This window comes from Qingshengfaniella alkalisoli (genome assembly GCF_007855645.1).
In the GTDB taxonomy this organism is placed as follows: Bacteria; Pseudomonadota; Alphaproteobacteria; order Rhodobacterales; family Rhodobacteraceae; genus Qingshengfaniella; species Qingshengfaniella alkalisoli.
On sequence record NZ_CP042261.1, the window covers coordinates 1865538 to 1891144 of the forward strand.

The following is a 25607-nucleotide window of genomic DNA, read 5'->3' on the forward strand; positions in this document are numbered from 1 at the left end:
TCCGTCCGGCGCCTGTGCTTGCTGTCCCGGCGCCGCCCGCCTATGAGGAAACAAAGCGAGGAGCAGATGGCCAGAAACACGACCCGCGCGAAAGAAGAACGCCCCGGATCCAAGAAGGTGGGCGCGTTGAGGGCACTGATCCCGTTCATTCGGCCGCATTCCGGTTGGGCGGTCGCGGCAATCGTCGCGTTGGTGGCCACTGCGATGACCTCGCTGGTTTTGCCACTGGCCGTGCGCCGCGTGGTTGATGGGTTCCAAACCAGTTCCGAGGCACTTCTGGACAAGTATTTTCTGGCTGCTATGGGGCTGGCGGCGCTGCTCGCGCTTGGCACGGCGTTGCGCTATTATTGTGTGACTCGGCTGGGCGAGCGGGTGGTGGCGGACATCCGAGAGGCTCTGTTTGCTCGTATGATCGGGATGAGTCCGGCATTTTTTGAAAGACACCTGACAGGCGAAATCCTGTCCCGCATCACGACCGACACAACTGTCGTGCTATCCGTCATCGGCACCTCGGCATCATGGTTCGTGCGCAACGCGCTGTTGTGCATTGGCGGTCTGATAATGATGCTGCTGACCAGCCCAAAGCTGACCGGGCTGGTTTTGCTTATCGTGCCCGTTGTGCTTCTGCCCATTCTTGGACTTGGTCGCCGCTTGCGGAGCTTGAGCCGTGACAATCAGGATTGGATCGCCAGAAGCTCCGGCCGTGCGTCTGAACTGTTAGGTGCCGCGACGACCGTGCAGGCTTTCACCAATGAAAACCGCAGCCGGTCGCAATTCGCCGAGATCACCGAAGAGAGCTTTCAATCGGCCAAACGCCGCATCGGGATGCGCGCGCTTCTGACGATGATCGTGATCTTCCTGGTTTTTGCCGGGATCGTGGGCGTTTTATGGATCGGTGCGCGTGACGTCCGCGCCGATATGATGACAATCGGCGAACTGGTGCAGTTCGTGATTTATGCAGCGATCATGGCAGGCTCCGTCGCGGCGCTTTCGGAAATCTGGGGTGAATTGCAGCGCGCGGCCGGTGCCACCGAGCGTCTGGTCGAGCTGCTGAACGCTTCGGATAGCGTGCAGGACATTCCCTCTCCCGTCGCCCTGCCCTCTCCGGCCAAGGGCGAGATTACCTTCTCGGATGTTCATTTTCATTACCCGACGCGCCCGAACCAAGCCGCACTCGAAGGGTTGAACCTGCAGGTGTCTCCGGGAGAAACGGTCGCGTTGGTCGGACCATCCGGGTCAGGCAAATCAACGGTCCTGCAATTGCTGATGCGGTTTTACGACCCATGCAGCGGTAGGATCACGCTGGATGGCACGAAACTGAGTGATATGGCCCGGCAAGATTTTCGTCAGTCATTGGCGTTGGTGCCCCAAGAACCAGCCATCTTCGCCGACACCGCGATGGAGAATATCCGGTTCGGTCGCCCCGCAGCATCTGATGCCGAGGTCATCGAGGCCGCTCGGGCGGCCGACGCCCATGGCTTCATCGAAGCGCTTCCCGACAGCTACAATACATGGCTCGGTGAACGTGGCGTGATGCTGTCGGGCGGTCAGAAGCAAAGGATCGCAATTGCCCGCGCGATCCTCCGCGACGCGCCCATCCTTCTTCTGGATGAGGCAACATCGGCTCTGGATGCAGCAAGCGAACACGCCGTTCAGCGGGCGTTCGAGGCACTGTCTGAAAGTCGTACGACACTCGTCATTGCGCACCGACTGGCCACCGTGAAGAAGGCCGACCGGATCGTCGTGCTGGAAACCGGCCGGATCGTGGCACAGGGCACACATGACGAACTGGTCGCACAGAACGGGTTGTATGCACGGCTGGCGAAGCTGCAGTTCGCCGAAGGCACCTGACGTCAGCCCCTTCTCGACGTGTCGTTATTCCAAAGTCGCGCAGCGTAACACTTGTGTGCTACGCATAATCTGCCCAAGTCATTGAAAACGGCTCTTGGGAGGGAGGAACCTTTGGTCGCATTCACATCAGTTGACGTCCGCAATCAGGTCGAAGCGGAAATGCCGTGGTCGGAACGGGATATTCCGCTGACCGTCTACGACGCGATCCTTCGAACCGCGCAGACACACCCTGACAACAACGCGATCTCGTTTCAGCTTCTGTCCGATCCGGACGCCAAGGCCGAAACGCTGACATGGAAGGACCTGTTGGGTCGCGTCACGCAGACAGCGAACCTGTTTCATTCGCTTGGTGTTGGTGAAACCGATGTGGTGGCCATGCTGCTTCCCAACGCCAATGAAACCGCCATGACGCTTCTGGGCGGGATGACGGCCGGGATCACCAACCCCATCAACCCGCTTTTGGACGTCGAGCAGATCGCCGGCATCCTGAACGAGACCAAAGCCAAGGTGCTGGTCACGCTGAAATCGTTCCCGAAAACGGATGTCGCGCAGAAAGCTGCGCAGGCGGCAGCCTTTGCGCCGAACGTCAAAGCGATCTTGGAAATCGACCTGCTGCGCTATCTGACGCCGCCCAAGAGCTGGATTGTCCCGCTCATCCGGCCCAAGGTCGACGCGCGCCACAGCGCCCGCGTCCTGAACTTCGTGGACGAAATCAATAAGCAACCCGCCGACAAGCTTATCTTCGAACAGTCGAAGGAAGACCGCGTCGCCGCCTATTTCCACACGGGCGGGACGACCGGCACACCAAAGGTTGCGCAGCACAAATTCTCGGGGATGATCTATAATGGCTGGCTGGGACAGGAGCTGCTGTTCGAAGCTGATGACGTGATGATCTGCCCGCTGCCGCTCTTCCACGTCTTTGCGACGTATCCGATCATGATGTCCGCCATCGAATCGGGGGCACATGTGGTCTTCCCGACCCCTGCCGGCTATCGCGGCGACGGTGTCTTCGACAATTTCTGGAAGCTGATCGAACGCTGGAACGTCACCTTCCTGATCACCGTCCCCACCGCCCTTGCCGCGCTGATGCAGCGACCGGTCGACGCGGATGTGTCCAGTTTGAAGACCGCGATCTCAGGATCTGCGGCTATGCCCGTGGAGCTATACAAGCGGTTCGAGAAAGCCACCGGCGTGCAGGTCGCGGAAGGGTATGGATTGACCGAGGCGACATGTCTCGTTTCCGTAAATCCGATTGAGGGTAAAAAGAAGGTCGGCTCGGTCGGCATTCCCCTGCCCTACACGGACGTCCGCATCCTTCATTGCGAACCTGACGGGACGGTCACCTATGAATGCGAAACGGACGAAGTGGGCGAGATTTGCATTGCAAATCCGGGTGTGTTCGAGGGATCGACCTACACCGAAGAAGGCAAGAATCTGGGCCTGTTCGCCGATCGCATCTACCTGCGCACGGGGGATTTAGGCCGACTGGATGAAGATAGCTATCTCTGGATCACCGGTCGCAAGAAGGACCTGATCATCCGCGGCGGCCACAACATCGACCCGGCAGAAATCGAGGACGCGCTGATCAGCCACCCTGCGGTCGCGTTCGTTGGTGCGATTGGTCAACCGGACGCGCATTCGGGCGAGTTGCCCTGCGCCTATGTCGAATTGGTGGACGGAGCGATGACCTCGCCGTCTGAACTGCTGGACTACTGCAAGTCGCGCATCCACGAGCGCGCCGCTATTCCGAAACATATCGAGATTCTGGACGAGCTGCCCAAGACGGCGGTCGGCAAGATCTTCAAGCCTGATCTGCGTAAACTGGCGATCAAACGGGTGTTCACGAAGGTCATGGAAAGTGGCGGCTTTCCGGTCGAAGTTGTTGAAGTCGTAGATGACAAGAAGCGCGGCCTGACAATGAAACTGCGCAGGCATGGCTCACTGGACGAGGACAAGTTCACATCCACGATGGGGCAATTCGCTTCCCAGTGGGATTGGGCCGAAGACGCCTGAAATGGCAATGCGCGGCTGGACAATCAGCCGCGCAAGTCTTTCACCGGAGAAGATCGGATACTATCCCGATGGCCTCGATGACAGTCGCGGTGTCCCGCGCCATGCGATACACTTCATCATCCTTTCGGACATAGACCTCGCCCGGGCGAGGGTTCGGCAACCGCCACCGATCAAGGTCGCGGATGATGACGTAGTCATCGTCGCTGCCTAGGCGGTAACCCCTGCCATACATCTTCTTTGCGTGGCCCGGCGGTACACCACCTACACCCCAGCCGCGGCCAGGATGCCCATTGTCGAATTTTTCTTTGTGGCCGCCCGCATTCGCTACATCGGCAACGCCGATGGACATCGCAGAAATCAGAGCCAGTGTTATTGCCTTACGCATGGCCAGCATCCTGTTTGGTTTCATTCTCACGGATGAAACACCCCAACCTCAACCCGGGTTCCACTGTTCAAACGTCAAGTTCCTCGACAAAACGGGCGTTGTCTGTAATATATTCGAACCGCTTCTCCGGCTTCTTGCCCATCAACCGCTCGACCAGATCGCCGGTTTCACCCGGCTCGTCCTCGTCAATGGTGACTCGGATCAACTGTCGCGTGGTCGGGTCCATCGTGGTTTCCTTCAGGTCCTTGGCATCCATTTCACCAAGACCCTTGAACCGGCTGACGTCGATCTTGCCCTTGCCGCCCAAACCCTTTTCGAGCCATTCGTCGCGCTCGGCCTCGTCCAGACAATAGACCCGCTTCGCGCCCTGCGTCAGGCGGAACAGCGGCGGACAGGCCAGATACAGATGGCCATGGTCGATGAGCGGGCGCATCTGGCTGAAGAAGAATGTCATCAGCAGCGCGGCGATATGCGCACCATCCACATCGGCGTCCGTCATGATGATGATCTTGTCATAGCGCAGATCATCCACGTTGAACTTCGTGCCCATGCCGACGCCGAGCGCCTGGCAGATGTCGTTGATTTCCGCGTTCTGGCCCAGCTTGGACGACGCCGCACCCAGCACGTTCAGCACCTTGCCGCGCAAGGGCAGAAGGGCCTGTGTCTTACGGTCACGCCCCATCTTGGCCGAACCGCCCGCGCTGTCACCCTCGACGATGAACAGCTCCGTGCCCACGCGGTTGGTGGCCGAGCAATCCACCAGCTTGCCGGGCAGCCGCAGCTTCTTCGTCGCAGATTTACGCGCCGTTTCCTTTTCCGCCTTGCGACGCAGACGTTCCTCCGCCCGCAGCACGAGGAAATCGAGGATCGCGCCCGCTGATTTCGTATCCGCCGCCAGCCAGTTGTCGAAACGGTCGCGGATGGAATTTTCCACCAATCGCTGCGCCTCGGTCGTCGCCAGACGATCCTTGGTCTGGCCCACGAATTCCGGTTCGCGAATAAAGCACGACACCAGCGCACAGCCACCCGTCAAAAGGTCCTCGCGGCTGATCTGGCTGGCCTTGCGGTTGTTCACCAACTCGCCATAGGCACGAATACCCTTCAAGATCGCAGCCCAAAAACCGGCCTCATGCGTGCCACCTTCAGGCGTCGGCACGGTGTTACAATAAGATTGGGTGAACCCGTCACGCGAAGGCGTCCAGTTGACCGCCCATTCGACCGATCCGGGCACCTTGAACTTTTCCTCGAACGACACTTTCCCCGCAAAGGGTTTGTCAGAGTATGTCGAGGCGCTTTCCAGCGTCTCTGACAAGTAATCGGCCAAGCCGCCGGGAAACTTGAAAGTCGCTTCCAGCGGCGTATCGCCATCCTCGACCGCGGACTTCCAACGAATTTCGACGCCTGAGAAAAGATAGGCCTTGGACCGCGCCATCTTGAACAGGCGCGACGGCTTGAATTTCAACTTTCCGAAAATCTCCGCATCGGCATGGAAAGTGACGGATGTGCCGCGCCGGTTAGGTGCCTGTCCGACCTCATGCACGCGGTTTTGCGGAATACCGCGGGAAAACTCCTGCGCGTAAAGCACCTTGTTACGCGCGACCTCGACCCGCAGGTGATCGGACAACGCATTTACGACCGATACACCCACGCCGTGCAGACCGCCGGATGTCTGGTAGGCCTTGCCCGAAAACTTGCCGCCAGCGTGCAGCGTACACAGGATCACTTCCAGCGCGGACTTGTCGGGAAACTTCGGGTGCGGATCGACGGGGATACCGCGTCCGTTGTCACGGACGGTGATGGAATGATCGCCATGCACCTCGACCTCGATCCGGTTGGCATGCCCCGCGACCGCCTCGTCCATCGAGTTGTCCAGAACTTCCGCCACCAGATGGTGCAGCGCGCGTTCATCCGTGCCGCCGATATACATGCCCGGTCGTTTACGAACGGGTTCCAGCCCTTCGAGCACCTCGATAGAGGACGCATCATACTGATCGGGATCGACGCTGTTAAGTAGGTCTTCGGCCATTTCGCTGCTCGGTATTCTTGTGTTTCCCTACTGTAGTCCATCGTGGGCAGGACAAGCAATCGGAACGCTACATCTCGGGGTCGCTGCGGGGGGATGCACAATTTTCAGGCAGTTTGCAAAGTCTCTTGCCCCGGCGAGAACGGCCAGCTAATGCCCTATGGTGACACAGGAAATGACATATCCCGAACACGCACGCAAAATGCTGGCGCTTGGCTTACCCCTGATCGGTAGCCAGCTTGCACAGGTTGCCGTGCAGGTCACCGACACGGTGATGATGGGCTGGTATGGCATTGAAGAACTCGCCGCGCTGGTTCTGGCGCATTCCATCTACTTCACCACCTTCGTTCTGGGCGCCGGATTCGCGTGGGCCGTGATGCCCGTGGTTGCATCCGCATCGGAAGAAGGCGACGAGGTCCAGATCCGCCGTGTTACCCGCATGGGATTGTGGGCATCTCTAGGGTTCGTCCTGCTGGTCGTCGGGCCATTCATGCTGTCCGAGCCACTGTTCCTGGCGATGGGGCAAGACCCGGTTATCGCAACTCTTGCGTCTCAATACCTCCGGATCGCCGCCTGGGGATTGATCCCGGCGCTACTATTCATGGTGATCCGCAGCTACCTGTCCGGGCTGGAACGCACGCAGATCGTCCTTTGGGTCGCGGTCGCGGGGGCCGTTCTGAACGTCTTTCTGAACTACATCCTGATCTTCGGCAATTTTGGCGCGCCGGAACTGGGTGTGCGCGGGGCCGCTATCGCATCTGTCGGGGTGCATTGCCTGTCGCTGATAGTCGCCGCCATCTACGCCGCGCGCAGCTTTCCAGAACACGACCTGTTCGCGCGGTTGTGGAAGCCTGACTGGCAGGCCTTCGGTCAGGTCTTCCGGCTTGGCTGGCCCATCGGCATCACCAATCTGGCAGAGGTCGGGCTGTTCGCCTTTTCCTCGATCATGATGGGTTGGGTGGGGCCGCAAACGCTCGCCGCGCATGGAATCGCCCTGCAGCTGATTTCCATGACCTTCATGATCCATATCGGTCTGTCTCAGGCGGCAACCATCCGAGCCGGACGCGCATTCGGCCGCAAAGACCCCGAGCATCTGAAGAAAGGCGCCCTAACCGGCATAGCAATGTCCGCCGCGGTCGCCATCATCACGGCCACGGCATTCATCGTGACGCCCGAGCCGCTGGTCGCGTTGTTTCTGGACCCGAACGAACCCGCGCGCGATGCGATTATCGCGATCTGTGTCAGCCTGCTGGTGGCGGCCGCCATGTTCCAGGTCGCGGATGCGATGCAGGTCATCGCGCTCGGCCTTTTGCGCGGTATGCAGGATACACGCGTGCCAATGGTGCTGGCGGCTGTCAGCTACTGGGCACTCGGAGCACCCTTTGCCTATATCGTGGCGTTTCCGATGGGGTTTGAGGGCCTGGGCATCTGGCTGGGCCTTGCCCTTGGATTAACCTGCGCAGCCTTGGCCATGATGTGGCGGTTCTGGCGACGGACCCTGCCGAGCCTGTCACCCAGAACGTAAAAGGCCCCCTCAAAGCGGGCCTTCTTCATATCAGGTCAGGGACGCGCAGAAATCCTGAATACGGGTGCAGGCCTCTTTCAGCGCCTCATCCGACGTCGCATAGCTGACGCGGAAATTCGGCGACAAGCCAAACGCCGCACCGAAGACCACGGCCACGCCCTTTTCTTCCAGCAACGCCGTAGCGAATGCCTCGTCACTGTCGACCTTAACACCACCGGCAGAGGTCTTGCCGATGCATCCCGCGACCGACGGATAGACATAGAACGCGCCTTCCGGTTTCGGGCAATTGATGCCGTCCGCCGCGTTCAGCATGTCCACGACCAGATCACGACGACGCTTGAACGTCTCGTTGTTCGTCGCAATGAAATCTTGCGTGCCCGTCAGCGCCTCCAACGCGGCATACTGGCTGATCGAGCAGGGGTTCGATGTGCTCTGCGACTGGATCTTGCGCATCGCGTTGATCACTTCTTCCGGCCCCGCCGCATAGCCAATGCGCCAGCCCGTCATGGCATAGGCCTTGGACACCCCGTTGCAGGTCAGCGTGCGGTCATAGAGCGCGGGCTCAACCTGCGCAGGCGTGCAGAATTCGAAATCGTCATAGACGAGGTGTTCATACATATCATCGGTCATCACCCAGACATGCGGGTGGCGCATCAACACATCGGTCAGGGCTTTCAGCTCGTCACGGGTATAGCCCGCACCCGTCGGGTTCGACGGCGAGTTGAAGATGAACCACTTTGTCTTCGGGGTAATCGCCGCTTCCAGCGCCTCCGGCGTCAGCTTGAATTCGTTCTCGATCGTCGTCTCGACCGCCACGGGCTCACCACCTGACAGCAACACCATGTCGGGGTAGCTGACCCAGTAAGGCGCGGGAATGACGACCTCGTCTCCCGGATTGAGCGTCGCCATCAGCGCGTTATAAAGGATCTGCTTGCCGCCCGTGCCGACCGACACCTGCGACGGCTTGTAATCCAACCCGTTGTCGCGCTTGAACTTCGCGCAGATCGCTTCCTTCAGCTCGGGAATACCATCGGCGGCAGTGTATTTCGTCTTGCCATCAGCGATGGCCTGAACGGCTGCATCCTTGATGTTCTGCGGGGTGTCAAAATCCGGCTCGCCCGCGCCAAGGCCAATCACATCCTTGCCCGCCGCTTTCAGTTCGCGGGCCTTGGACGTCACGGCGATCGTTGCAGACGGTTTCACGCGGCTCAGCGATTCGGACAGGAAGCTCATGGGTCTCTCCGGTTGTCATATCACGCGGCCATGCTTTAGGGTGCGCGCCATTGCGGTTCAAGGGCAGACAGCGGATTCGGCTGCTCGCGCCCCAAAAGACAGGTCGATACAGCCCAGATGACATCCGAAAGCAACGAAACGCGGCTCAAGCGGCTGCAAATGCGATCCATGCGGCGCGGCATCAAGGAAATGGACATCATCCTGGGCGAATTCGCCCGCACGCATCTGGACAAGCTGGATGAGCAGCAGATCGCGCTCTATGAAGGGCTGCTCGAAGAAAACGACCACGATCTGTATCAATGGGTGTCTGGCGCCAGCCCGACACCTGCCGAGTATCTGAACCTTCTGACCTATATTGCGGCGACCCGCCAAACCTCGGACGTTTAAAATTCGAGGTAATCACGAGTCTCGTTTAACCCATTCTTGGGACTTCACGTGGAATCTCTCGGCCAACCTGTATTTGGCGGAGTCAGCCCATGAGTATTCATTCCCATCCACTCAACCCACGCGAACAGGATTTCATGCATGGCTATCTTGATGCGCTTGCGTTGGTCGAACGGCTGCACCGCCTGCTGCTCGACGTTATCAAGGATGAATTCGAACGCGTCGGAATCCTCGAAGTAAATGCGGTTCAGGCCCTGCTGCTCTTCAACGTCGGCGACAACGAAGTCACGGCAGGAGAACTGAAAACGCGCGGCTATTACCAGGGGTCCAACGTTTCCTACAATCTGAAGAAGCTGGTCGACCTTGGCTTCATGCATCACCAGCGTTGCGACGTCGACCGCCGCTCCGTGCGCGTCAAACTGACGAAAAAAGGACGTGATGTTCATCGAATCGTCGAGGAACTGTTCAGCCGCCACGCCAATGGCCTCGAAAGCCGGGGCGTATTGGGCCCTAAGGGCGTTACGGACATCGCATCGTCGTTGAAACGCGTCGAACGCTATTGGACCGAACAGATTCGTTATATCTATTAAGGCGCTACAAATTCACCGGCGGAAAGACCGCATTGGAAATTGCCCCAAGCGCCAATCTTTGGCATTATGCACGCGCAATCACCGAAAGAGTGACCCAGAGGCAGAGCATGAAATTTTCCAAGGTCTTTTCCACCACACTCATCGTTGCGTGCGCCGTCGGTAGTGCTCCGCAAGCCGCGTTGGCCGGTCCGGTCGAGCGCGCGTGCAACCAGTCCGACCGCCGCGCGGCGACGCCACAATTGTGCAGTTGCATTGGCGCCGTCGCCCAGCAAACCTTGTCCCACAGCGATCAACGGACTGCCGCAAGATTCTTCAAGGACCCGCAACAGGCCCAAACTGTCCGGATGTCGGCGAAAAATGCTGACAATGCGTTCTGGGACCGCTACCGGGCCTTTGGTGACTATGCCCGCAGCTATTGCGGATAAGCATGAACCAGCCCGCTTCGGCGGGCTTTTCATATGCCTTAACGAAAAACCCCGCCGAAGCGGGGTTTACGTTATCATCGCGAAAGACCCAGAGATCAGGCGGTCGCCTGAGCCTTCAGGATGTCTTTCTTGATCTTCAGAGCGTTCTCGGACAACTCGGCGTCTTTCGCCTTGGACAGGTATTCATCCAGACCACCACGATGATCGACGGTGCGCAGTGCAGCCGACGAAACGCGCAGTTTGAACGAACGTCCCAGCGTGTCAGAGATCAACGTCACATCCTGCAGATTCGGCAGGAAGCGGCGCTTGGTCTTGTTGTTGGCGTGGCTGACATTGTTGCCAACCATCGGACCTTTTCCAGTCAGTTCACAACGGCGCGACATGGCGGTGTCCTCATTCTCAGCGGGGGCTCGGGCGACCCGAACGCAATATTTCAACAGAAAAGGGCGCCGCAAAGGGCAGCGCCCGGAAATCGTCTGCGGGACATACGGGCTTTCGTCAGAGGCGTCAAGCTTCGAATCCGAAGAAATCGTCCCGTTCCGCAACGGACCCATTCCACCGCGATCGGGTTGTCTCTTTCAGACGGCCCGGTTGTCAGTCATAGCAATGACGATATATCACGGCATCAAGGCAAGCAAAGGCAACGTTGCACCATGAAGACACGACTTCTTCCGCTCGTCTATGTGATCTGGGCTTTGTCAGCAGCTCTGTCGCCTGCGCAAGCACAGGAAGTCGGACAGTATGATGTTGTTGTGGGCGGCCTGCGCGCGGGAACATTGGCTTATGAAGCTGACGTTTCGGGCAACACCTACAGCCTGCGCGGATCTGCCCGTGCCAGCGGGCTGGTCGGGATATTCGTGGACAGCGTCGTGGACGTGGCGAGTCGGGGATATATCGACGGGCATACACTACGCCCATCGGGCTATGCCGAACGCACCAACAACAAGGGCGAGGTCGTGCGCCGCGATTTCCGCTATCGCAACGGCATACCGCAGATCACGCGCACACCACCGCGCGACAAGCCACAGAAACACGCGGTGGCTCCGCAACAACAGGCTGGAACGCTGGATCCGATGAGCGCAGCATTCGCTATTCTGCGCGACAAACCGACCGTTGAAGCCTGCCAACTCGACATCTCGATGTTCGACGGCGCGAAGCGTAGCAGGTTGCAATACACCAGCCGCGAAGACGATGGCGACGATATTGTATGCTCTGGCCAGTACCTGCGTATTGCGGGTTTCAGCCCCAAAGAAATGGCCGAACGTGCATCCTGGCCCGTCACCGCGCGGTATCAACAGATGCCCAACGGTGACGCCCGCCTGGCTGAGTTGCGGTTTTCGACCAGCTTCGGCGCAGCACGTATCCGCCGTCGCTAGGCATGACGGCGCTGCCCATCGAAGACGCTCTGCCAGACCTGATCTCGGCACTGAAAAATCATGGTCGCGCGGTTCTGCAAGCCCCTCCGGGTGCAGGTAAAACCACGCGGGTGCCACTGGCGCTTTTGGACAGTGCCATCGTGCCAGGCAAGATCGTGATGTTGGAACCTCGCCGCTTGGCAACACGAGCCAGCGCGGAACGCATGGCCAGCACGCTCAACGAACCGGTCGGAAAGCGAATCGGCTACCGCATGCGCGGTGAATCGCGAACCGGACCCGAGACGCGCATAGAGGTCGTCACCGAAGGCATCCTGACCCGCATGATCCAAACCGATCCCGAGCTTTCAGGCATCGGCGCGGTCATATTCGACGAATTTCACGAACGATCGCTGAACGCCGATCTGGGGCTTGCCCTGTGTTTGGAGGTCCGCTCCGCATTGCGTGACGACCTCCGACTTCTGGTCATGTCCGCAACGCTGGATGCCGAACCCGTCGCCGCGCTGCTGGACGACGCCCCCTTGATCACATCGCAGGGACGCAGCTTTCCTGTCGCCACGCATTGGCTGGACCGCCCGCTTCCGCCACGCAGCCGCCTTGAAACCGCCGCCGCCGATCTGGTCGAGAGCGTGGTTTCACGAACCGAAGGCGGGGTGCTGTGCTTTCTGCCCGGCGAAGGCGAAATCCGGCGCACCGCCGCTGCGCTTGATGGTCATCTACCGTCGGAATGCGAGATCATGCCACTGTTCGGCGCGATGAAACCCGCCGATCAACGCCGTGTTCTGTCACCAGCACCAGCGCGGCGCAAGGTCGTTCTGGCAACATCAATTGCAGAAACCTCTCTGACGATTGACGGGATTCGGGTCGTCGTGGATGCGGGCAGATCGCGACGCGCGCGTTTCGATCCCGGCTCTGGCATGTCGCGCCTGGTCACCGAACGCGTGACTCGAGCAGAAGCCGAACAACGCCGCGGCCGCGCAGGACGTGTGGCGCCCGGCGACTGTTTTCGCCTGTGGACGAAGGGGGAGGAAGGCGCATTGTCCGCGTTCCCACCCGCCGAAATCGAATCCGCCGATTTGACGGGATTGTCACTGGAACTCGCGCTATGGGGCGCGTCCGAGGATGATCTGTCCTTTCTGACGCCGCCACCCGCTCCCGCGATGGCCGAGGCCCGGGGCCTGCTGCAAAGCCTTGGAGCGTTGGACAGCCGCAACCACGTCACCGATCACGGTCGTGCGCTTGCTGCAATGCCACTGCATCCCCGCCTGGGACATATGCTGGCGCTGTGTGGGCCGGCGACAGCCGATCTTGCCGCGCTGCTCGCTGATCGTGACCCGTTGCGCGGCGCGTCCTCGGACCTGGCCACGCGACTGCGCGCCTTGCGCGACCCGAATACAGCCCACAAGGACAGCAGGCCTGCCCTGGCGCGACTGTGCGAGGAGGCCAAGCGCCTGCGCCCCATCGCACCCGCCAATGCCTCCCTTGGCGATCTGAGCATTGGCGCTGCGGCGGCGCTGGCCTATCCCGACCGCATTGGCTTGCGCCGAAAAGGCGCCCAGCCGCGCTATGTCTTGTCCGGAGGCAAGGGTGCCCATCTGCCGGATGACGATTCACTCGCGGGATCTCGAATGATCGTGGCAACGGATACGGACGGCAACCCGCGCGAAGCCCGTATTCGACTGGCCGCGCCCGTTGCTGAAAGCGAGATCCGCGCACTGTTTGCAACCCGGATCAAAGAAGTCGAGCTCTGCGAATGGTCCCGTCGGAGCAAGCGGGTGGACACACGACGGCAGGAACGGCTCGGTGCGATCGTTCTGTCAGACCAGCAATGGAAGGATGCACCAGCCGACGCCGTTCGACTGGCTGCAATCGAAGGCATCCGGTCGTTGGGGCTAGCCTCGCTGAAGCCGTCGAAATCATTCGATCTCTTGCGCGCCCGCATCGCACTCGCGCGAGAAATACTTCCAGACCTGCCCGATCCGTCGGAGGAAAGCCTGCTGGCAACGGCAGAACAATGGCTTGGACCTTATCTCGGGAAAGCGTGCTCGGAAGCCGATTTCAAGTCTTTCGACCCGACCGTAGCTTTGCGCGACAGCATGGACTGGTCGCTGCGCCAGAAACTCGACCAGTTTGCGCCGCCACATTACCGGACGCCTCTGGGACGCGAGATCGCGATTGACTACGCCGCTCCAGATCCTGAAATCAGCCTGCGCCTTCAGGAAATGCTGGGCGAAGGACAACATCCGTCAGTGGCGGGAAGACCCCTGCGCGTAACGTTGTTGTCACCTGCCGGTCGTCCCGTTCAGACCACGATGGATTTGCCGGGTTTCTGGCGAGGTTCCTACGCCGATGTGCGCAAGGACATGCGCGCGCGTTACCCGAAACATCACTGGCCCGAAGATCCGCTCCAGGCCGACCCGACCTTGTGGGCCAAGCCCCGGAAGTAGGAGGCGCGCCACCAGACGCGGCCCCCTTGGGTATAATCAGGCTTCGCGACGCTTGCGACGCATAAAGCCGAGCGCCACGACGCCCGCGCCCAGCAGCGGCAGACCGGCAGGCAGCGGAACCGGTGTCGCGCCATAGTAGTCATCCAGCACCGTGCCGACATAGTCTGGGTTGTCGGTGATGAAGCCATCCAGACCCCACTCCAGGAAGTTCGCCATATCCGCATATGCGTCTTCCAGGTCGGTCGGACGGAACGTCCATGCAAACACCTTCAGTCCCAGCGCATGCGCGGCCTCGATGAAGGATTGTTGGATGGAGCCATAGGACACGGCAACCGTATCCATGTATCCAGCCAGCTCGGTCAGCGTTTTCACGCCGCTCACTGTCCATTCCGCGCCATTGAAGAACGCGCCGCCAAGCTGCGCGACCCCCATATCGACGCCTGCAGCGCCGATCAGTTCAGCATATTCCGCGACATTGTCGAAATCAAAAGATTGAACGGCCGATTTTTCCGGTGTGTCATAACCCTTCTCGATCAGCGTATCGATAACGGCCTGGTTGGTCGCGGAGCTATAACCGTACTTGCCCTCGGTCAGGATACCTACATTGGTGCCGTTGGCCGCATTGTAGTCCGTCAGCGCATCCAGCATGTCGGCAAAGGTCGGTACACGCCACGGGTCACCATCGGTCGGCGTATAGCCAGGGTAATCCGTGTTCCCCGTCAGCGTCAGAGCCTGAATTTCTTCATAGGTAAAATCGCTGACACGATAGCCCCCGTTGCGCGGCGCGTAGATGTCTTCGACATCGGTCGTCCGGGTCAGCGTGCTGTCATGCATCGCGATCAAAACGCCGTCCTTGGTCATCATTACGTCGGTTTCGATGTATTCCGCGCCCATATCGACGGACAACTCGTTCCCACCGATCGAGTTTTCAGGCAGGTAAGCGGGCGCACCGCGATGGGCAATTACGATTGCACGTTCGCCATCCAGTGTCTTGGCGCCAGGGATCGTCGCCGCTTGGGCAGACATAACCGGAAGCAAGGCCGCAACGATAGCCGCCCCGCCCAGTCGAGCAAGTGTAAGCATAGTCAATCCTTTTCAATGATTCTAAACGCCGAAAGGCGTCGCGGCGAGACTAGCCATCGAAATTAACGGGAAGCCTGCATATTATTGAAAAGTTCATGACACTTGACTGTCAGAGTTCCAGATCATGATCATTGCCAAGCGGCAGATCACACACCCAGGCACCAGCGCATCACTGCCTTCTGCGCGTGAAGCCGATTTTCGGCCTCATCGAAAATCACTGACTGCGGCCCATCCATAACCTCATTCGTGACCTCCTCGCCGCGATGCGCCGGCAGGCAATGCATGAACAGCGCGTCCTCATTCGCCTGCGCCATCAGTTCTCCATTCACCTGATAAGGGCGCAGGAGATTGTGACGCCGCTCGCGCGTGGATTGCGCGTCATGCATCGACACCCAAGTATCCGTCACGATCAGATCGGCCTTCTGCGCGGCCTTGGCCGGGTCGCGCTCGATAGCGACCGCAGCGCCATTATCCCGCGCCCAGTCGACAAACTCCGGCTCGGGGTCAAGAATGTCGGGTCCACTGAAGGTCAGATCAAATCCGAACTGACCCGCCGCATGCAGGAAGGACGCACAGACATTGTTGCCGTCGCCTGCCCACATGACCTTCTTGCCCGCAATCGCACCGCGGTGCTCTTCATATGTCAGGATATCGGCCATAATCTGGCACGGATGCGTGCGGTTGGTCAGCCCGTTGATCACCGGCACCGTCGCGTACTCCGCCATCTCGTGCAACGTGGCTTCTTCAAATGTCCGGATCATGATCAGATCGACATAGCGCGACAGCACCCGTGCGGTATCCGCCACCGTCTCGCCGTGACCCAGCTGCATCTCGGAACCAGACAGCACCATCGTCTGCGCGCCCATCTGCATTGCACCGACATCAAAGGACACTCGCGTTCTGGTGGACGGCTTCTCGAAAATCAAGGCCACCATCTTGTTCTTCAAGGGCTGTTCATTGTCAGGCTGGCCACGAGAGAACGTATCCCGCGCATCTTTCATATGGCGGGCCTGATCGATCATCGACCGTAAGGCAGACGGGTCCGTCGTGTGAATATCCAGAAAATGGTTCATCTTTATGTATCCTGTTGGAGGCACAGCCCGCATAACGAGCCGCGCGTTCGTTCTTATTCGGCCGTGGCTTCGACGCTGGACGCGGCCTTGTCGATCCGCGTTGCTGCCTCGGCGATGTCTTCATCGGAAATGTTCAGGGGCGGTAGCAAACGCATGACATTCTCGGCCGCCGGTACAGTCAGCACCATCTGCTTAAAGCCTGCCTTGACCACATCACCAGCAGGCACGCGGCATTTCAGGCCCAGCATCAACCCGGATCCGCGCACCTCTTCGAACACGTCTGGATGGGCCGCGACCAGCCCTTCCAGCTTTTGCCGCAACGCACCGGCCTTGCGATTTACCTCGGCCAGGAATCGGGGGTTCGCCACATGATCCATCACGGCCAGACCCACCGCGCAGCCCAGCGGATTGCCGCCATAGGTCGAACCGTGCGTGCCCGCGACCATACCGCTTGCCGCATTCTCCGTGGCCAGCACAGCGCCTAGCGGAAAGCCGCCGCCGATTCCTTTTGCCACCATCATGATGTCGGGGGTAATTCCCGCCCATTCATGCGCGAACAGCCGGCCTGTCCGGCCCATGCCGCACTGCACCTCATCAAGGATCAGCAGCGTATCGGTGTCGTCGCAAAGCTTGCGCAGATCCTTGAGCCACTGATCGGGCAGCGCGCGAATGCCGCCCTCGCCCTGAATGGGTTCAATCAGGATTGCAGCGGTCTTTTCTGTGACAGCCCCCTTTACTGCCTCAAAGTCATTCCAGGGAAGATGAGTGAAACCGGGCAGTACGGGCCCGAAGCCGCCGACCATCTTTTCGGTGCCGGCCGCTGCGATCGCTGCAGAGGATCTTCCGTGAAACGCACCCTCGAACGCGATGATCTCGAACCGGTCGGGCTGACCTTTGTCGGCCCAGTACTTCCGCGCCATCTTCACGGCCAGTTCGCAGCTTTCAGTACCGGAATTGGTGAAGAAGACGGTATCGGCAAAGCTCGCTTCAACCAGTTTGTCGGCCAGCGCCTGTTGCTTGGGAATCGTGTAAAGGTTCGACACATGCCACAGGTTACCCGCCTGCTCGGTCAGCGCAGAGATCAGATCGGGGTGCGCGTGGCCAAGCGCATTCACGGCAATTCCCGCACCGAGATCCAGGAATCGGCGGCCGTCCTGCTCCACCAGCCAGCTGCCTTCGCCTTTGACGAAGTTGAGCGGAGTCCGGGTGTATGTCGGCAGGACAGACGGGATCATGAATATAGTCCTCTTTGGGAAGCGTTTTGGTGCCGCAGGCACCGCGCCAAGTCAAGTTGTAGGGGAAGAAGAAACAGCAAACAGCCCTTGCAGCAGGCTGCAAAGGGGAAATCAGGCGCGTCGGCGTCGGATATGCGATGTGTTCTTCATGCGTGGCGGATAACAGGCAACTGGTCAGAAGGAAAGTGGAAATCGCCAGCAACCCTTTTCAGGGTCAGGATTCTCTCACCCTTTGCTTTCTTGACGTAATCCACGGAGAAGCCCAAGCTTCCGTTAGGTAACCATTCACGAGTATTGGGATGTGGACATGCGAATATTTCTTGTCTTGGCTATAGCGCTCGGATTGGGTGTCTTCTTCCTCAGATCGACGCACAGCCCCATGATGATCGAGGAAACCTCTGGCTCGGGAGCCGAAGAAACCTTCGAAAGCGGCATGGATCGGTTGGCTGCGCGTCTCGAATACGCCGCCCGCGTAGGCATTCGGTCCGGTCTGGCTCCGGTCGAGTTCGAGAACCAACTCGCGCCAGGGTCGCAGTTTCCTGTCAGGGAGTACGCCCGCTACTCATATCCTTCGGCACAGCCACCTCCCCCTCGGGCGCCATGCACCCCCAACGTTTCGTCCACAGGCAGCCTTTCCGCCGGCTGTGGTGAATATGCACTTACCGAAGCGCCGAGGCGTCCCAGCACAAGTCATTGCCCCTATTGTTCACAAATCGAAAACGCATCACTCGCCTTCAATCGGCCCGAGCGGATGACCTATCAAGAATCGGAAGACATCGAACTGGTCATCGCGCCCGACACAGCTGGCATTCGGCCCAGAACGCACCTCAGTGACAATCTGGACGGCACGGTTCAGGAACGTGGCGACATTCCCTACACCTTGCGTATGCGGGCGCATCTTTCAGGCAACGATTTCACGATATCGCCTTCGGCACCCCAGGACCGAACGGTTCTGCCTGATCGACCAACGAAATGGACTTGGCAGGTAAGACCGCAATCGTTCGGGGACGACAAGCAACTGGTCATCGAAGTGTCCACGATTCTTGAAATCGAAGGCAATACGCTGCCGCCATCCACACCTGTCATCTTCCGCGAAACCATCCCGGTAGATATCGAACTATGGGATCGCGTGGTCTTTATGGCGGCCGATATCAAGCTGGTCCATGGCCTGATCGTCGCAATCATCGGATCCCTGGTCACCGCTGCGGTTTGGATCAGGAAGCGCCTGAAAGCCAAGCCGGAGGCCACCCCATCGGAAGGAAACGATCAGCACGACAACTGACCGTCAAGCCTTCATACGGAATCCCTTCTTGAACCAATACCAGCACAATCCGCACACGCCCATGGTATAGGCCAAGACAACCACCAGCCCCACCCAAGGCGAGGTGTCAGACGTGCCGATCACACCGTAGCGCGCCCCGTCAATCAGGTAAAAGACCGGGTTGGCATGCGTCATGATCTGCACTGATTTCGGCAAGACCTCGATTGAATAGAAGGTACCAGACAGAAACGTCAGCGGCGTAATGATGAAGTTGGTAATCGCGGCCATCTGGTCGAACTTGTTGGCAAAGATCGCACCGACGATCCCAAGCGCCCCCATCAGCGCACCGCCCAATACCACGAACACCAGTACCCAGACTGGGTGCGCCACGCCCATTCCAAGGAACAGGATCATCACCAACATGATCGCAACCGCAACGAACATCCCGCGCCCGATACCGCCCGCCAGATATCCCAACAGCATCTCCAGCGGCGACAGCGGCGGCATCAGCGTATCGACGATGTTTCCCTGAACCTTCGCGACCATGATCGACGACGACGTATTCGCGAAGGAATTCTGGATCAGCGTCATCATTAACAGCCCCGGTGCGAGGAACTGGACATAGGGCACGCCCATGACATCCCCGCGATGCGGTCCGATCGCCAGGCTGAAGATCGCCAGGAACAACCCAGCGGTGATCAGCGGTGCCCCGAGCGTCTGCTGCCAGACCGCCATGAAGCGGCGCACTTCCCTTTCCGCCAGCGTGTACATGCCCAGCCAGTTGACCGCGCCGAAGCGTCTTGTGCCCATTTCTGCGTGACTTGCCATGCTACCTCACGTCCCTTGTGTCCTGCGTCTTGTATCCGCTGCGTGGGTGATTAAAATAGGGGTCTTGAAGAATTCTTTCAGGGGTCCGCCGCAGTTTACCCCTGTGATGCCCCAAATATCTGACCCGAAGGTGATCTTAATGTCCTGGACCGAAGAGCGTGTCGAGACACTCAAGAAGATGTGGAACGAAGGCCAGAGTGCCAGTCAGATCGCCAAGGAGCTTGGCGGTGTGACACGCAACGCAGTGATTGGCAAGGTTCACCGTCTTGGCCTGTCGAACCGCAATGCCGGCTCTAGCCCCGCGCCGAAGGAAGAACCCAAGGCCGCAAAACCGGAACCGGTAGAGGCCAAGAAACCCGCGCCCAAGCCCGAACACGTGCCGGAACCTGCCGCCGCCGCACCTGCGCCGAAGCCGTCCACCCCGGCACGTCGCCAGATCATTCCCGCGGGCCAGCCGCTTCCGCCGCAGCCGTCGCCGAATGAAATCAGCCCCGAAGCACTGGCACAGCAGCGTGCGACAGAAAAGAAGGCGCGCAAGCTCGATCTGATGGAACTGACCGAGCGCACCTGCAAATGGCCCATCGGCGACCCGGCCACCGAAGATTTCTACTTCTGCGGTCTGCCATCGCAAGCAGGAAAGCCCTATTGCGAGGCGCATGTGGGCGTGGCGTTCCAACCTATGAGTTCGCGCCGCGACCGTCGCCGCTGAGGCGCATCTGGTCTATTTTGACAGAGGTCGCGGGCACGCCCGCGACCTTTTCCGTTTCCAGCCAAGCCGCCGCAAGGTTTCTTTCATGACCGCCAACCCGCCTGACCTTCGTCCTGATCTTGCGCCACGCGCCCGCATCAACGACGCCCCCCGTCCCGGCCAGCCGACCATCGGCATGGTCAGCCTCGGCTGCCCCAAGGCGCTGGTGGACAGTGAACGCATCCTGACGCGCCTGCGGGCCGAAGGCTACGCGATCTCGCCGGATTACTCCGGTGCAGAAGCTGTCATCGTGAACACCTGCGGGTTTCTTGACAGTGCCAAGGCCGAAAGCCTTGATGCCATCGGCGAAGCGCTGAAGGAAAACGGGCGCGTCATCGTGACCGGCTGCCTTGGTGCCGAACCCGAATACATTACCGGCACGCATCCCAAGGTTCTGGCCGTGACCGGACCGCACCAATACGAACAAGTGCTGGACGCGGTGCACACCGCCGTGCCGCCCGCGCCGGACCCGTTCATCGACCTGCTGCCCGCCTCGGGTGTCAGCCTGACACCACGCCATTACAGCTATCTGAAAATCTCCGAGGGTTGTAACCACAAATGCAAGTTCTGCATCATCCCCGACATGCGTGGCCGCCTGGTGTCGCGCCCCGCCAACGCCGTGTTGCGCGAAGCCGAACGGCTGGTGGATGCGGGCGTGAAGGAATTGCTGGTCATCAGTCAGGACACCTCCGCCTATGGCGTCGACATCAAGCACGCCAACAGCCCGTGGCAGAATGGCGAGGCCCGCGCCCATATCACCGATCTGGCACGTAATCTGGGCTCACTCGGCGCATGGGTGCGGCTGCACTACGTCTACCCCTACCCCTTCGTGCGCGACCTGATTCCGCTGATGGCCGACGGGCTGGTACTGCCTTACCTGGACATCCCGTTCCAGCACGCCCACCCCGACACGCTCAAACGGATGGCACGCCCCGCCGCAGCCGCACGGACATTGGACGAAATCGTCGCCTGGCGTGACGTCTGCCCAGACATCACCCTGCGGTCGACCTTCATCGTCGGCTATCCCGGTGAAACCGAGGACGAATTCCAGACGCTGCTGGACTGGCTCGACGAGGCGCAACTCGACCGCGTGGGCTGCTTCCAGTACGAAAACGTTGAAGGTGCCCGCGCCAACGACCTGCCCGACCATATCCCCGCCGAAATCAAGCAGGACCGCTGGGACCGCTTCATGGAAAAGGCGCAGGCCATATCGGAAGCGAAGCTGGCCAAGAAGGTCGGCACCCTTCAGCAGGTCATCGTGGACGAAATCGACGCTGACGGAATCGCCACCTGCCGCACCAAGGCTGACGCACCCGAAATCGACGGCAACCTGTTCATCGACGAAGGCACCGATGGGCTGAACCCCGGCGATCTGGTTACGGTCGAAGTGGACGAGGCCAGCGAATACGACCTTTGGGGGCAGATTCGCCAATGACCGATGATTCGCCCATTGCGCTGAAGGTGGCCTGCCCCGACACGGATATCGCGCGGACCATCGCAAGCGCGGCGGTGGGCGCGGGACTGGCAGCCTGCGGCAACATCATCCCCGGTGTGGAAAGCGTCTTTCAGTGGCAAGGGAAGGTCGAACGCGAGTCCGAGGTGCTCCTGTGGCTCACAACGCGCACATCCTGCCTTGACCGCCTCGTGCCCTTGATCCGCAAGCATCATCCTTATGACCTGCCCGCGATCACGTGGTCGATCACCGGCGCAGAGCCGGAAACCGCAGACTGGATCAAACAGACAACCCGCTAATCAAGCTGCGCCGCCGTCTGCTGCACGATGCGTTGACGGTCACCATTCGGCGGGTGCGTTCCCAGGAACTGGTCGCCCGGATCGGAAATGCGCGTGAAGAACTCCGCCCCGCGCACCGGGTTGAATCCGGCCGCCTTTGCAATCACCGTCCCTGTACGGTCGGCTTCCAATTCATAATTCTTTGAATAGACCCGCGCGCCGGCCATCGCGCCGAATTCCTGTGCGCTCTGAACCATTTCGGGACTGCCGCCATAGGCAGCCACGATCAGCCCCGCCACCATCGCCCCGCCAGAGGCCGATTGCTGCGTGCGTGGCAAATGGTCCTCGATGTGATGAGCGGCCTCATGGCTCAACACGAAGGCGATCTCGTCGGCATTTTGCGTGTCATCGACCAACGCCTGTGTCACTATCAGCACGGGGCGTCCCGATTTATCCAAGGTCTGGAACGCGTTGGACGGGGCATTCTTGCGGGTATCCAGAAGGATCAGGAAATCGCAGTTCTTTTGAGGCGCACGTTGACGGCACATGTTTTCCGCCACGGGTTCCACCCGTCGCACAACGGCCCCGAAATCACCGGACGGCAATTGCGACACCTGTGGCTGACCCGTCCCGATCGGCTGCGTGGACGGCACTGGGCCTCCCGACGGCGCGACCGTGCATCCGGCCAGAGCAACACCCATCACGGCAAGATAGAATCGCAGCATCGGTTCCTCTCAGATCGTTCGATCCATTCATATCAGACCATCCGGCGGACGCGACAGGCTTCACGATGATTTGCATCATGGACGCATGAATTCGCCTCCCCTAAGGTGAAGAAAACGACAGGGGATCCGAGCATGTTCACCATCGAGCACGAATTCGATGCCACCGTGGTTACACTGGTTGATGACGGTCAGGCACCGCTTCAGGAAGATGTCATTGTCACCGCTTTCGAGGATTGCGTCACGGTTGAACAATACGACGCCCGCAAGGACGACAGCCTCAAGATCACCTTTTCCCTCGCCCAGATCCGCGACATGGCGGCTGCGCTCGACCTGCCAGAAGGTGTCTACCGCGTGCGATCCACCCTGCGCGACAAGTGATCAGTCACTGACCCCGAACAGCTTGTCGCGCGACTTCGCCCCGCGCAGCAGCATGATCCGCGATTTCGGGACGCCCAGATGCCTGGACAGCAGTTGTATAACCGCAGCGTTCGCCTTGCCACCCTCGGGCGGCACGGTGACATAGACGCGAAAACCGCCGTCGGCCTCCGCCACGATCCGGGCCTGTCGCGCATTTGGCGTGACGCGCACCCTGATTTCACTCGGATCGGCCATGCCTTCCCCTAAAGGCATCCGAGCGTTTAGGTCAACAACAGGCTTGCAACGCACCGCTCTTTCATGGAATTCACGCTGTCGAATTGATCGGAGACCTCCATGCCCAAGGCAAACCCTGCCGCGCTCGACTTCCTGCTGACCCGCCGCTCGCGCCCAGCAAAGACACTGTCGGCACCCTTTCCGGATCGCGCAGCGCTGGAAACCATACTGACCGCCGCCGCCCGCACGCCCGACCACGGCAAGCTGGAACCGTGGCGCTTCATCGTGCTGCAAGGCGATGCTCTGACCCGGCTGGCCGATCTGGTGCCTGTCCGCGGATCCGAGCTTGACCTGCCCGAAGACAAGATCACCAAGATGCGCGACCAGTTCACCATGGCCGGATGCGTCGTTGCCGTGATCGAGGTGCAGAAACCCTCCGACAAGGTGCCCGCAATCGAACAAACCTATTCCGCCGGTGCCGTCTGCCTGTCGCTGCTCAACGCCGCGCTTGCATCGGGCTGGGGCGCGAATTGGCTGACCGGCTGGGCATCGCTCGACCGTGGATTTGTCGAACAGGGGCTGGGCCTTATGCCCAATGAATCCGTCGCGGGCTTCATCCATCTGGGCACCGAATCGAACGAGCCGCCAGACCGCCCGCGCCCGAACCTGCCCGAAATCACCCAGTGGGTGGATGTGTGATCTTCACCGATTTTTCCAAGGCGCTGGCACAGATGGGCGATCCGCGCTTTCGCAAGGTGCTGTTCGCAGGACTTGGCCTGACCGTCGGCCTGTTCATCGCCTTCTATATCGGGATCGTCTGGCTTGTCGGCGCGGTTTTTCCCGATGTGATCACCCTGCCTTTCGTCGGCGAGGTCACCTTCCTGCAGGACGTGGCATCTGGCGCGTCCCTGCTGGCCGCGATGGGGCTGTCGGTGTTCCTGATGGTTCCCGTGGCCTCCGCCTTCACCGGTCTGTTCCTGGACGAGGTCGCGGACGCCGTCGAAGGAGAACACTACCCCTGGCTGTCGCAAGCCCCCCGCGCGCCGTTCCTGACGACAGTCGCAGACACCATCGCATTTCTGGGCGTCATGCTGGTGGCGAACATCGTGGCACTGGCGTTGTATCTCGCGCTGCCGCCGCTCGCGCCCGTGATCTTCTGGACGCTGAACGGCTATCTTCTGGGGCGCGAATACTTCCAGCTCGTCGCCATGCGCCGCCTTGGGCGTGACGGGGCCGCGCAGATGCGCCGCAAATACGCGGGCCGGATCTGGTTTGCAGGCGGGCTAATGGCGCTGCCCCTATCCATTCCTCTGGTCAACCTGCTGATCCCGATCCTTGGCGCAGCGACCTTCACTCACCTGTATCATCGTCTGTCAAAGGATGCATGTGGTTCATGACATCAATGTCGCGAACCGTAATCGTACCCGATGCAATGATGCCGAAAATGATTGCCCACAGAACCAGCGTCACGACGGTGGTGATGCGGGCCTTCTTGCCGATATTGGGGTTCACCGGCGACGAGACATGAGTCCCCGGCACGCATTCCCCCACATCGCCCTGTGTCTTCAACCGGATCGGCAAGGCGCACAGAAACGTCATGAACCAGATCACGGCGAACAGGACGATGGCTCCGGTAATACTCATTTGGGTTGCTCCAGTTCGATCAGGCAGCCGTTGAAATCCTTGGGGTGCAGGAACAGCACGGGATGACCATGCGCGCCGGTCCTGGGCTGCCCGTCCCCCAGCACGCGCGCACCTTCCGCCAACAGACGGTTTCGCGCGGCAAGGATATCGTCGACCTCATAGCAGATGTGATGGATGCCGCCCGCAGGCGACTTGTCCAGAAAAGCGGCAATCGGGCTGTCCGTGCCAAGCGGGCTCATCAATTCGATCCGCGTATTCGGCAGGTCAACGAACACCACCGTCACCCCGTGATCCGGCAAGTCATGCGGCCCGCCAACCTCGGCCCCCAGCATCTGCCGGTATTGCGCAGCGGCAGCGCCCAGATCCGGCACCGCGATAGCCACATGGTTCAAACGACCGATCATGTCATTCCCTGGAAAATTTCTCCGGGCCTTATCTG

The 25607-nt window shown here is 60.0% G+C and carries 27 protein-coding genes; 15 read left to right on the forward strand and 12 right to left on the reverse strand.

What is annotated here, in order from left to right; translation table 11 throughout:
- The first annotated feature begins 66 nt into the window (after nt 1–66).
- Both FPZ52_RS09405 and FPZ52_RS09410 read left to right on the forward strand, forming a co-directional pair.
- A complete protein-coding gene (locus FPZ52_RS09405; protein ID WP_146365192.1) occupies nt 67–1851 on the forward strand; it encodes an ABC transporter transmembrane domain-containing protein in 1785 nt (594 codons plus the stop codon).
- A gap of 111 nt (nt 1852–1962) precedes the next feature.
- Nucleotides 1963–3864 (forward strand): acyl-CoA synthetase, encoded by a 1902-nt coding sequence (locus tag FPZ52_RS09410; protein ID WP_146365193.1) that lies wholly within the window; start codon nt 1963–1965, stop codon nt 3862–3864.
- 40 nt (nt 3865–3904) lie between these two features.
- On the opposite strand, the gene FPZ52_RS09415 is transcribed toward FPZ52_RS09410, so the two are convergent.
- Nucleotides 3905–4249: a hypothetical protein gene (locus FPZ52_RS09415; protein WP_146365194.1), complete on the reverse strand. Its 345-nt coding sequence runs from the start codon at nt 4247–4249 to the stop codon at nt 3905–3907.
- 67 nt (nt 4250–4316) lie between these two features.
- Entirely contained in the window at nt 4317–6275 is a 1959-nt protein-coding gene (gene parE, locus FPZ52_RS09420) for a DNA topoisomerase IV subunit B (RefSeq protein ID WP_146365195.1), read from the reverse strand.
- A 172-nt stretch (nt 6276–6447) separates the two neighbouring features.
- Between parE and FPZ52_RS09425 the strand changes: the two genes are divergently transcribed.
- Entirely contained in the window at nt 6448–7797 is a 1350-nt protein-coding gene (locus tag FPZ52_RS09425; RefSeq protein ID WP_240804335.1) for an MATE family efflux transporter, read from the forward strand.
- Between the two features lie 30 nt (nt 7798–7827).
- Here the strand turns inward: FPZ52_RS09425 and FPZ52_RS09430 are convergent, their stop codons facing one another.
- Nucleotides 7828–9030 carry a pyridoxal phosphate-dependent aminotransferase gene (locus FPZ52_RS09430; RefSeq protein ID WP_146365196.1) on the reverse strand — a complete coding sequence of 401 codons (1203 nt, stop codon included), beginning with the start codon at nt 9028–9030 and terminating at the stop codon, nt 7828–7830.
- A 117-nt stretch (nt 9031–9147) separates the two neighbouring features.
- On the opposite strand from FPZ52_RS09430, the gene FPZ52_RS09435 reads away from it, so the two are divergent.
- The 3 genes from FPZ52_RS09435 (at nt 9148) to FPZ52_RS09445 (ending at nt 10429) form a co-directional block, all read left to right on the forward strand.
- Nucleotides 9148–9417, forward strand: coding sequence for an FAD assembly factor SdhE (locus tag FPZ52_RS09435; RefSeq protein ID WP_146365197.1), 270 nt, complete (start codon nt 9148–9150; stop codon nt 9415–9417).
- An 89-nt stretch (nt 9418–9506) separates the two neighbouring features.
- Nucleotides 9507–10004: a MarR family winged helix-turn-helix transcriptional regulator gene (locus FPZ52_RS09440; RefSeq protein ID WP_146365198.1), complete on the forward strand. Its 498-nt coding sequence runs from the start codon at nt 9507–9509 to the stop codon at nt 10002–10004.
- 32 nt (nt 10005–10036) lie between these two features.
- Nucleotides 10037–10429 carry a hypothetical protein gene (locus tag FPZ52_RS09445; protein ID WP_240804336.1) on the forward strand — a complete coding sequence of 131 codons (393 nt, stop codon included), beginning with the start codon at nt 10037–10039 and terminating at the stop codon, nt 10427–10429.
- Between the two features lie 95 nt (nt 10430–10524).
- On the opposite strand, the gene rpmB is transcribed toward FPZ52_RS09445, so the two are convergent.
- Nucleotides 10525–10812, reverse strand: coding sequence for a 50S ribosomal protein L28 (gene rpmB / locus FPZ52_RS09450; RefSeq protein ID WP_146365199.1), 288 nt, complete (start codon nt 10810–10812; stop codon nt 10525–10527).
- A 270-nt stretch (nt 10813–11082) separates the two neighbouring features.
- Here rpmB and FPZ52_RS09455 point away from each other — a divergent pair, with 270 nt between their 5' ends.
- A complete protein-coding gene (locus tag FPZ52_RS09455; protein WP_146365200.1) occupies nt 11083–11805 on the forward strand; it encodes a DUF3108 domain-containing protein in 723 nt (240 codons plus the stop codon).
- Between the two features lie 2 nt (nt 11806–11807).
- Nucleotides 11808–14249: an ATP-dependent helicase HrpB gene (hrpB, locus tag FPZ52_RS09460; protein WP_146365201.1), complete on the forward strand. Its 2442-nt coding sequence runs from the start codon at nt 11808–11810 to the stop codon at nt 14247–14249.
- A gap of 36 nt (nt 14250–14285) precedes the next feature.
- Here the strand turns inward: hrpB and FPZ52_RS09465 are convergent, their stop codons facing one another.
- From FPZ52_RS09465 to FPZ52_RS09475, 3 genes are all read right to left on the reverse strand, one after another.
- Entirely contained in the window at nt 14286–15332 is a 1047-nt protein-coding gene (locus FPZ52_RS09465) for a glycerophosphodiester phosphodiesterase family protein (RefSeq protein ID WP_146365732.1), read from the reverse strand.
- Between the two features lie 146 nt (nt 15333–15478).
- A complete protein-coding gene (argF, locus tag FPZ52_RS09470) occupies nt 15479–16405 on the reverse strand; it encodes an ornithine carbamoyltransferase (RefSeq protein WP_146365202.1) in 927 nt (308 codons plus the stop codon).
- Between the two features lie 53 nt (nt 16406–16458).
- Complete coding sequence (locus FPZ52_RS09475; protein ID WP_146365203.1) at nt 16459–17640, reverse strand: aspartate aminotransferase family protein; 1182 nt, start codon at nt 17638–17640, stop codon at nt 16459–16461.
- A 307-nt stretch (nt 17641–17947) separates the two neighbouring features.
- On the opposite strand from FPZ52_RS09475, the gene FPZ52_RS09480 reads away from it, so the two are divergent.
- A complete protein-coding gene (locus tag FPZ52_RS09480; RefSeq protein WP_146365204.1) occupies nt 17948–18922 on the forward strand; it encodes a hypothetical protein in 975 nt (324 codons plus the stop codon).
- Nucleotides 18923–18925: 3 nt separating this feature from the next.
- Here FPZ52_RS09480 and FPZ52_RS09485 read toward each other — a convergent pair whose 3' ends face one another.
- On the reverse strand, nt 18926–19729 hold the full coding sequence (locus FPZ52_RS09485; protein WP_240804337.1) for an ABC transporter permease: 804 nt from the start codon (nt 19727–19729) through the stop codon (nt 18926–18928).
- A gap of 139 nt (nt 19730–19868) precedes the next feature.
- On the opposite strand from FPZ52_RS09485, the gene FPZ52_RS09490 reads away from it, so the two are divergent.
- The 3 genes from FPZ52_RS09490 (at nt 19869) to cutA (ending at nt 22229) form a co-directional block, all read left to right on the forward strand.
- A complete protein-coding gene (locus tag FPZ52_RS09490) occupies nt 19869–20438 on the forward strand; it encodes a GcrA family cell cycle regulator (protein ID WP_146365205.1) in 570 nt (189 codons plus the stop codon).
- Nucleotides 20439–20523: 85 nt separating this feature from the next.
- The gene (rimO, locus tag FPZ52_RS09495; RefSeq protein WP_146365206.1) at nt 20524–21912 is read left to right on the forward strand and encodes a 30S ribosomal protein S12 methylthiotransferase RimO; all 1389 of its coding nucleotides are present in this window, start codon (nt 20524–20526) and stop codon (nt 21910–21912) included.
- Nucleotides 21909–22229, forward strand: coding sequence for a divalent-cation tolerance protein CutA (cutA, locus tag FPZ52_RS09500; RefSeq protein WP_146365207.1), 321 nt, complete (start codon nt 21909–21911; stop codon nt 22227–22229). The genes rimO and cutA overlap by 4 nt, the downstream gene beginning before the upstream one ends.
- On the opposite strand, the gene FPZ52_RS09505 is transcribed toward cutA, so the two are convergent.
- Entirely contained in the window at nt 22226–22933 is a 708-nt protein-coding gene (locus FPZ52_RS09505; RefSeq protein WP_146365208.1) for a M48 family metallopeptidase, read from the reverse strand. The two genes, cutA and FPZ52_RS09505, sit on opposite strands and share 4 nt — an antisense overlap.
- 132 nt (nt 22934–23065) lie before the next feature.
- On the opposite strand from FPZ52_RS09505, the gene FPZ52_RS09510 reads away from it, so the two are divergent.
- Nucleotides 23066–23311 (forward strand): hypothetical protein, encoded by a 246-nt coding sequence (locus FPZ52_RS09510; RefSeq protein WP_146365209.1) that lies wholly within the window; start codon nt 23066–23068, stop codon nt 23309–23311.
- Here FPZ52_RS09510 and FPZ52_RS09515 read toward each other — a convergent pair whose 3' ends face one another.
- Nucleotides 23312–23545, reverse strand: coding sequence for a DUF167 domain-containing protein (locus FPZ52_RS09515; RefSeq protein ID WP_240804338.1), 234 nt, complete (start codon nt 23543–23545; stop codon nt 23312–23314).
- 99 nt (nt 23546–23644) lie between these two features.
- Between FPZ52_RS09515 and FPZ52_RS09520 the strand changes: the two genes are divergently transcribed.
- A complete protein-coding gene (locus FPZ52_RS09520; RefSeq protein ID WP_146365211.1) occupies nt 23645–24223 on the forward strand; it encodes a nitroreductase family protein in 579 nt (192 codons plus the stop codon).
- Entirely contained in the window at nt 24220–24921 is a 702-nt protein-coding gene (locus FPZ52_RS09525; RefSeq protein WP_146365212.1) for an EI24 domain-containing protein, read from the forward strand. The genes FPZ52_RS09520 and FPZ52_RS09525 overlap by 4 nt, the downstream gene beginning before the upstream one ends.
- Here FPZ52_RS09525 and FPZ52_RS09530 read toward each other — a convergent pair.
- Nucleotides 24875–25168, reverse strand: a complete 294-nt coding sequence (locus FPZ52_RS09530) for a DUF1467 family protein (protein ID WP_146365213.1) — start codon at nt 25166–25168, stop codon at nt 24875–24877. The genes FPZ52_RS09525 and FPZ52_RS09530 overlap by 47 nt on opposite strands.
- Nucleotides 25165–25572: a methylmalonyl-CoA epimerase gene (gene mce / locus FPZ52_RS09535; RefSeq protein ID WP_146365214.1), complete on the reverse strand. Its 408-nt coding sequence runs from the start codon at nt 25570–25572 to the stop codon at nt 25165–25167. The genes FPZ52_RS09530 and mce overlap by 4 nt, the downstream gene beginning before the upstream one ends.
- Nucleotides 25573–25607 lie beyond the last annotated feature (35 nt).

Bases quoted from the DNA above. Each gene is read 5' to 3' on its own strand.
- FPZ52_RS09465 (WP_146365732.1), bottom strand. From the start codon at position 15,332: ATGCTTACACTTGCTCGACTGGGCGGGGCGGCTATCGTTGCGGCCTTG.
- FPZ52_RS09425 (WP_240804335.1), top strand. From the start codon at position 6,448: ATGACATATCCCGAACACGCACGCAAAATGCTGGCGCTTGGCTTACCC.
- rimO (WP_146365206.1), top strand. From the start codon at position 20,524: ATGACCGCCAACCCGCCTGACCTTCGTCCTGATCTTGCGCCACGCGCC.
- FPZ52_RS09435 (WP_146365197.1), top strand. From the start codon at position 9,148: ATGACATCCGAAAGCAACGAAACGCGGCTCAAGCGGCTGCAAATGCGA.
- FPZ52_RS09480 (WP_146365204.1), top strand. From the start codon at position 17,948: ATGCGAATATTTCTTGTCTTGGCTATAGCGCTCGGATTGGGTGTCTTC.
- FPZ52_RS09505 (WP_146365208.1), bottom strand. From the start codon at position 22,933: ATGCTGCGATTCTATCTTGCCGTGATGGGTGTTGCTCTGGCCGGATGC.
- hrpB (WP_146365201.1), top strand. From the start codon at position 11,808: ATGACGGCGCTGCCCATCGAAGACGCTCTGCCAGACCTGATCTCGGCA.
- parE (WP_146365195.1), bottom strand. From the start codon at position 6,275: ATGGCCGAAGACCTACTTAACAGCGTCGATCCCGATCAGTATGATGCG.
- FPZ52_RS09430 (WP_146365196.1), bottom strand. From the start codon at position 9,030: ATGAGCTTCCTGTCCGAATCGCTGAGCCGCGTGAAACCGTCTGCAACG.
- FPZ52_RS09405 (WP_146365192.1), top strand. From the start codon at position 67: ATGGCCAGAAACACGACCCGCGCGAAAGAAGAACGCCCCGGATCCAAG.
- FPZ52_RS09510 (WP_146365209.1), top strand. From the start codon at position 23,066: ATGTTCACCATCGAGCACGAATTCGATGCCACCGTGGTTACACTGGTT.
- FPZ52_RS09475 (WP_146365203.1), bottom strand. From the start codon at position 17,640: ATGATCCCGTCTGTCCTGCCGACATACACCCGGACTCCGCTCAACTTC.
- FPZ52_RS09455 (WP_146365200.1), top strand. From the start codon at position 11,083: ATGAAGACACGACTTCTTCCGCTCGTCTATGTGATCTGGGCTTTGTCA.
- FPZ52_RS09485 (WP_240804337.1), bottom strand. From the start codon at position 19,729: ATGGCAAGTCACGCAGAAATGGGCACAAGACGCTTCGGCGCGGTCAAC.
- FPZ52_RS09415 (WP_146365194.1), bottom strand. From the start codon at position 4,249: ATGCGTAAGGCAATAACACTGGCTCTGATTTCTGCGATGTCCATCGGC.
- FPZ52_RS09520 (WP_146365211.1), top strand. From the start codon at position 23,645: ATGCCCAAGGCAAACCCTGCCGCGCTCGACTTCCTGCTGACCCGCCGC.
- mce (WP_146365214.1), bottom strand. From the start codon at position 25,572: ATGATCGGTCGTTTGAACCATGTGGCTATCGCGGTGCCGGATCTGGGC.
- FPZ52_RS09530 (WP_146365213.1), bottom strand. From the start codon at position 25,168: ATGAGTATTACCGGAGCCATCGTCCTGTTCGCCGTGATCTGGTTCATG.
- FPZ52_RS09440 (WP_146365198.1), top strand. From the start codon at position 9,507: ATGAGTATTCATTCCCATCCACTCAACCCACGCGAACAGGATTTCATG.
- argF (WP_146365202.1), bottom strand. From the start codon at position 16,405: ATGAACCATTTTCTGGATATTCACACGACGGACCCGTCTGCCTTACGG.
- FPZ52_RS09515 (WP_240804338.1), bottom strand. From the start codon at position 23,545: ATGGCCGATCCGAGTGAAATCAGGGTGCGCGTCACGCCAAATGCGCGA.
- FPZ52_RS09490 (WP_146365205.1), top strand. From the start codon at position 19,869: ATGTCCTGGACCGAAGAGCGTGTCGAGACACTCAAGAAGATGTGGAAC.
- cutA (WP_146365207.1), top strand. From the start codon at position 21,909: ATGACCGATGATTCGCCCATTGCGCTGAAGGTGGCCTGCCCCGACACG.
- rpmB (WP_146365199.1), bottom strand. From the start codon at position 10,812: ATGTCGCGCCGTTGTGAACTGACTGGAAAAGGTCCGATGGTTGGCAAC.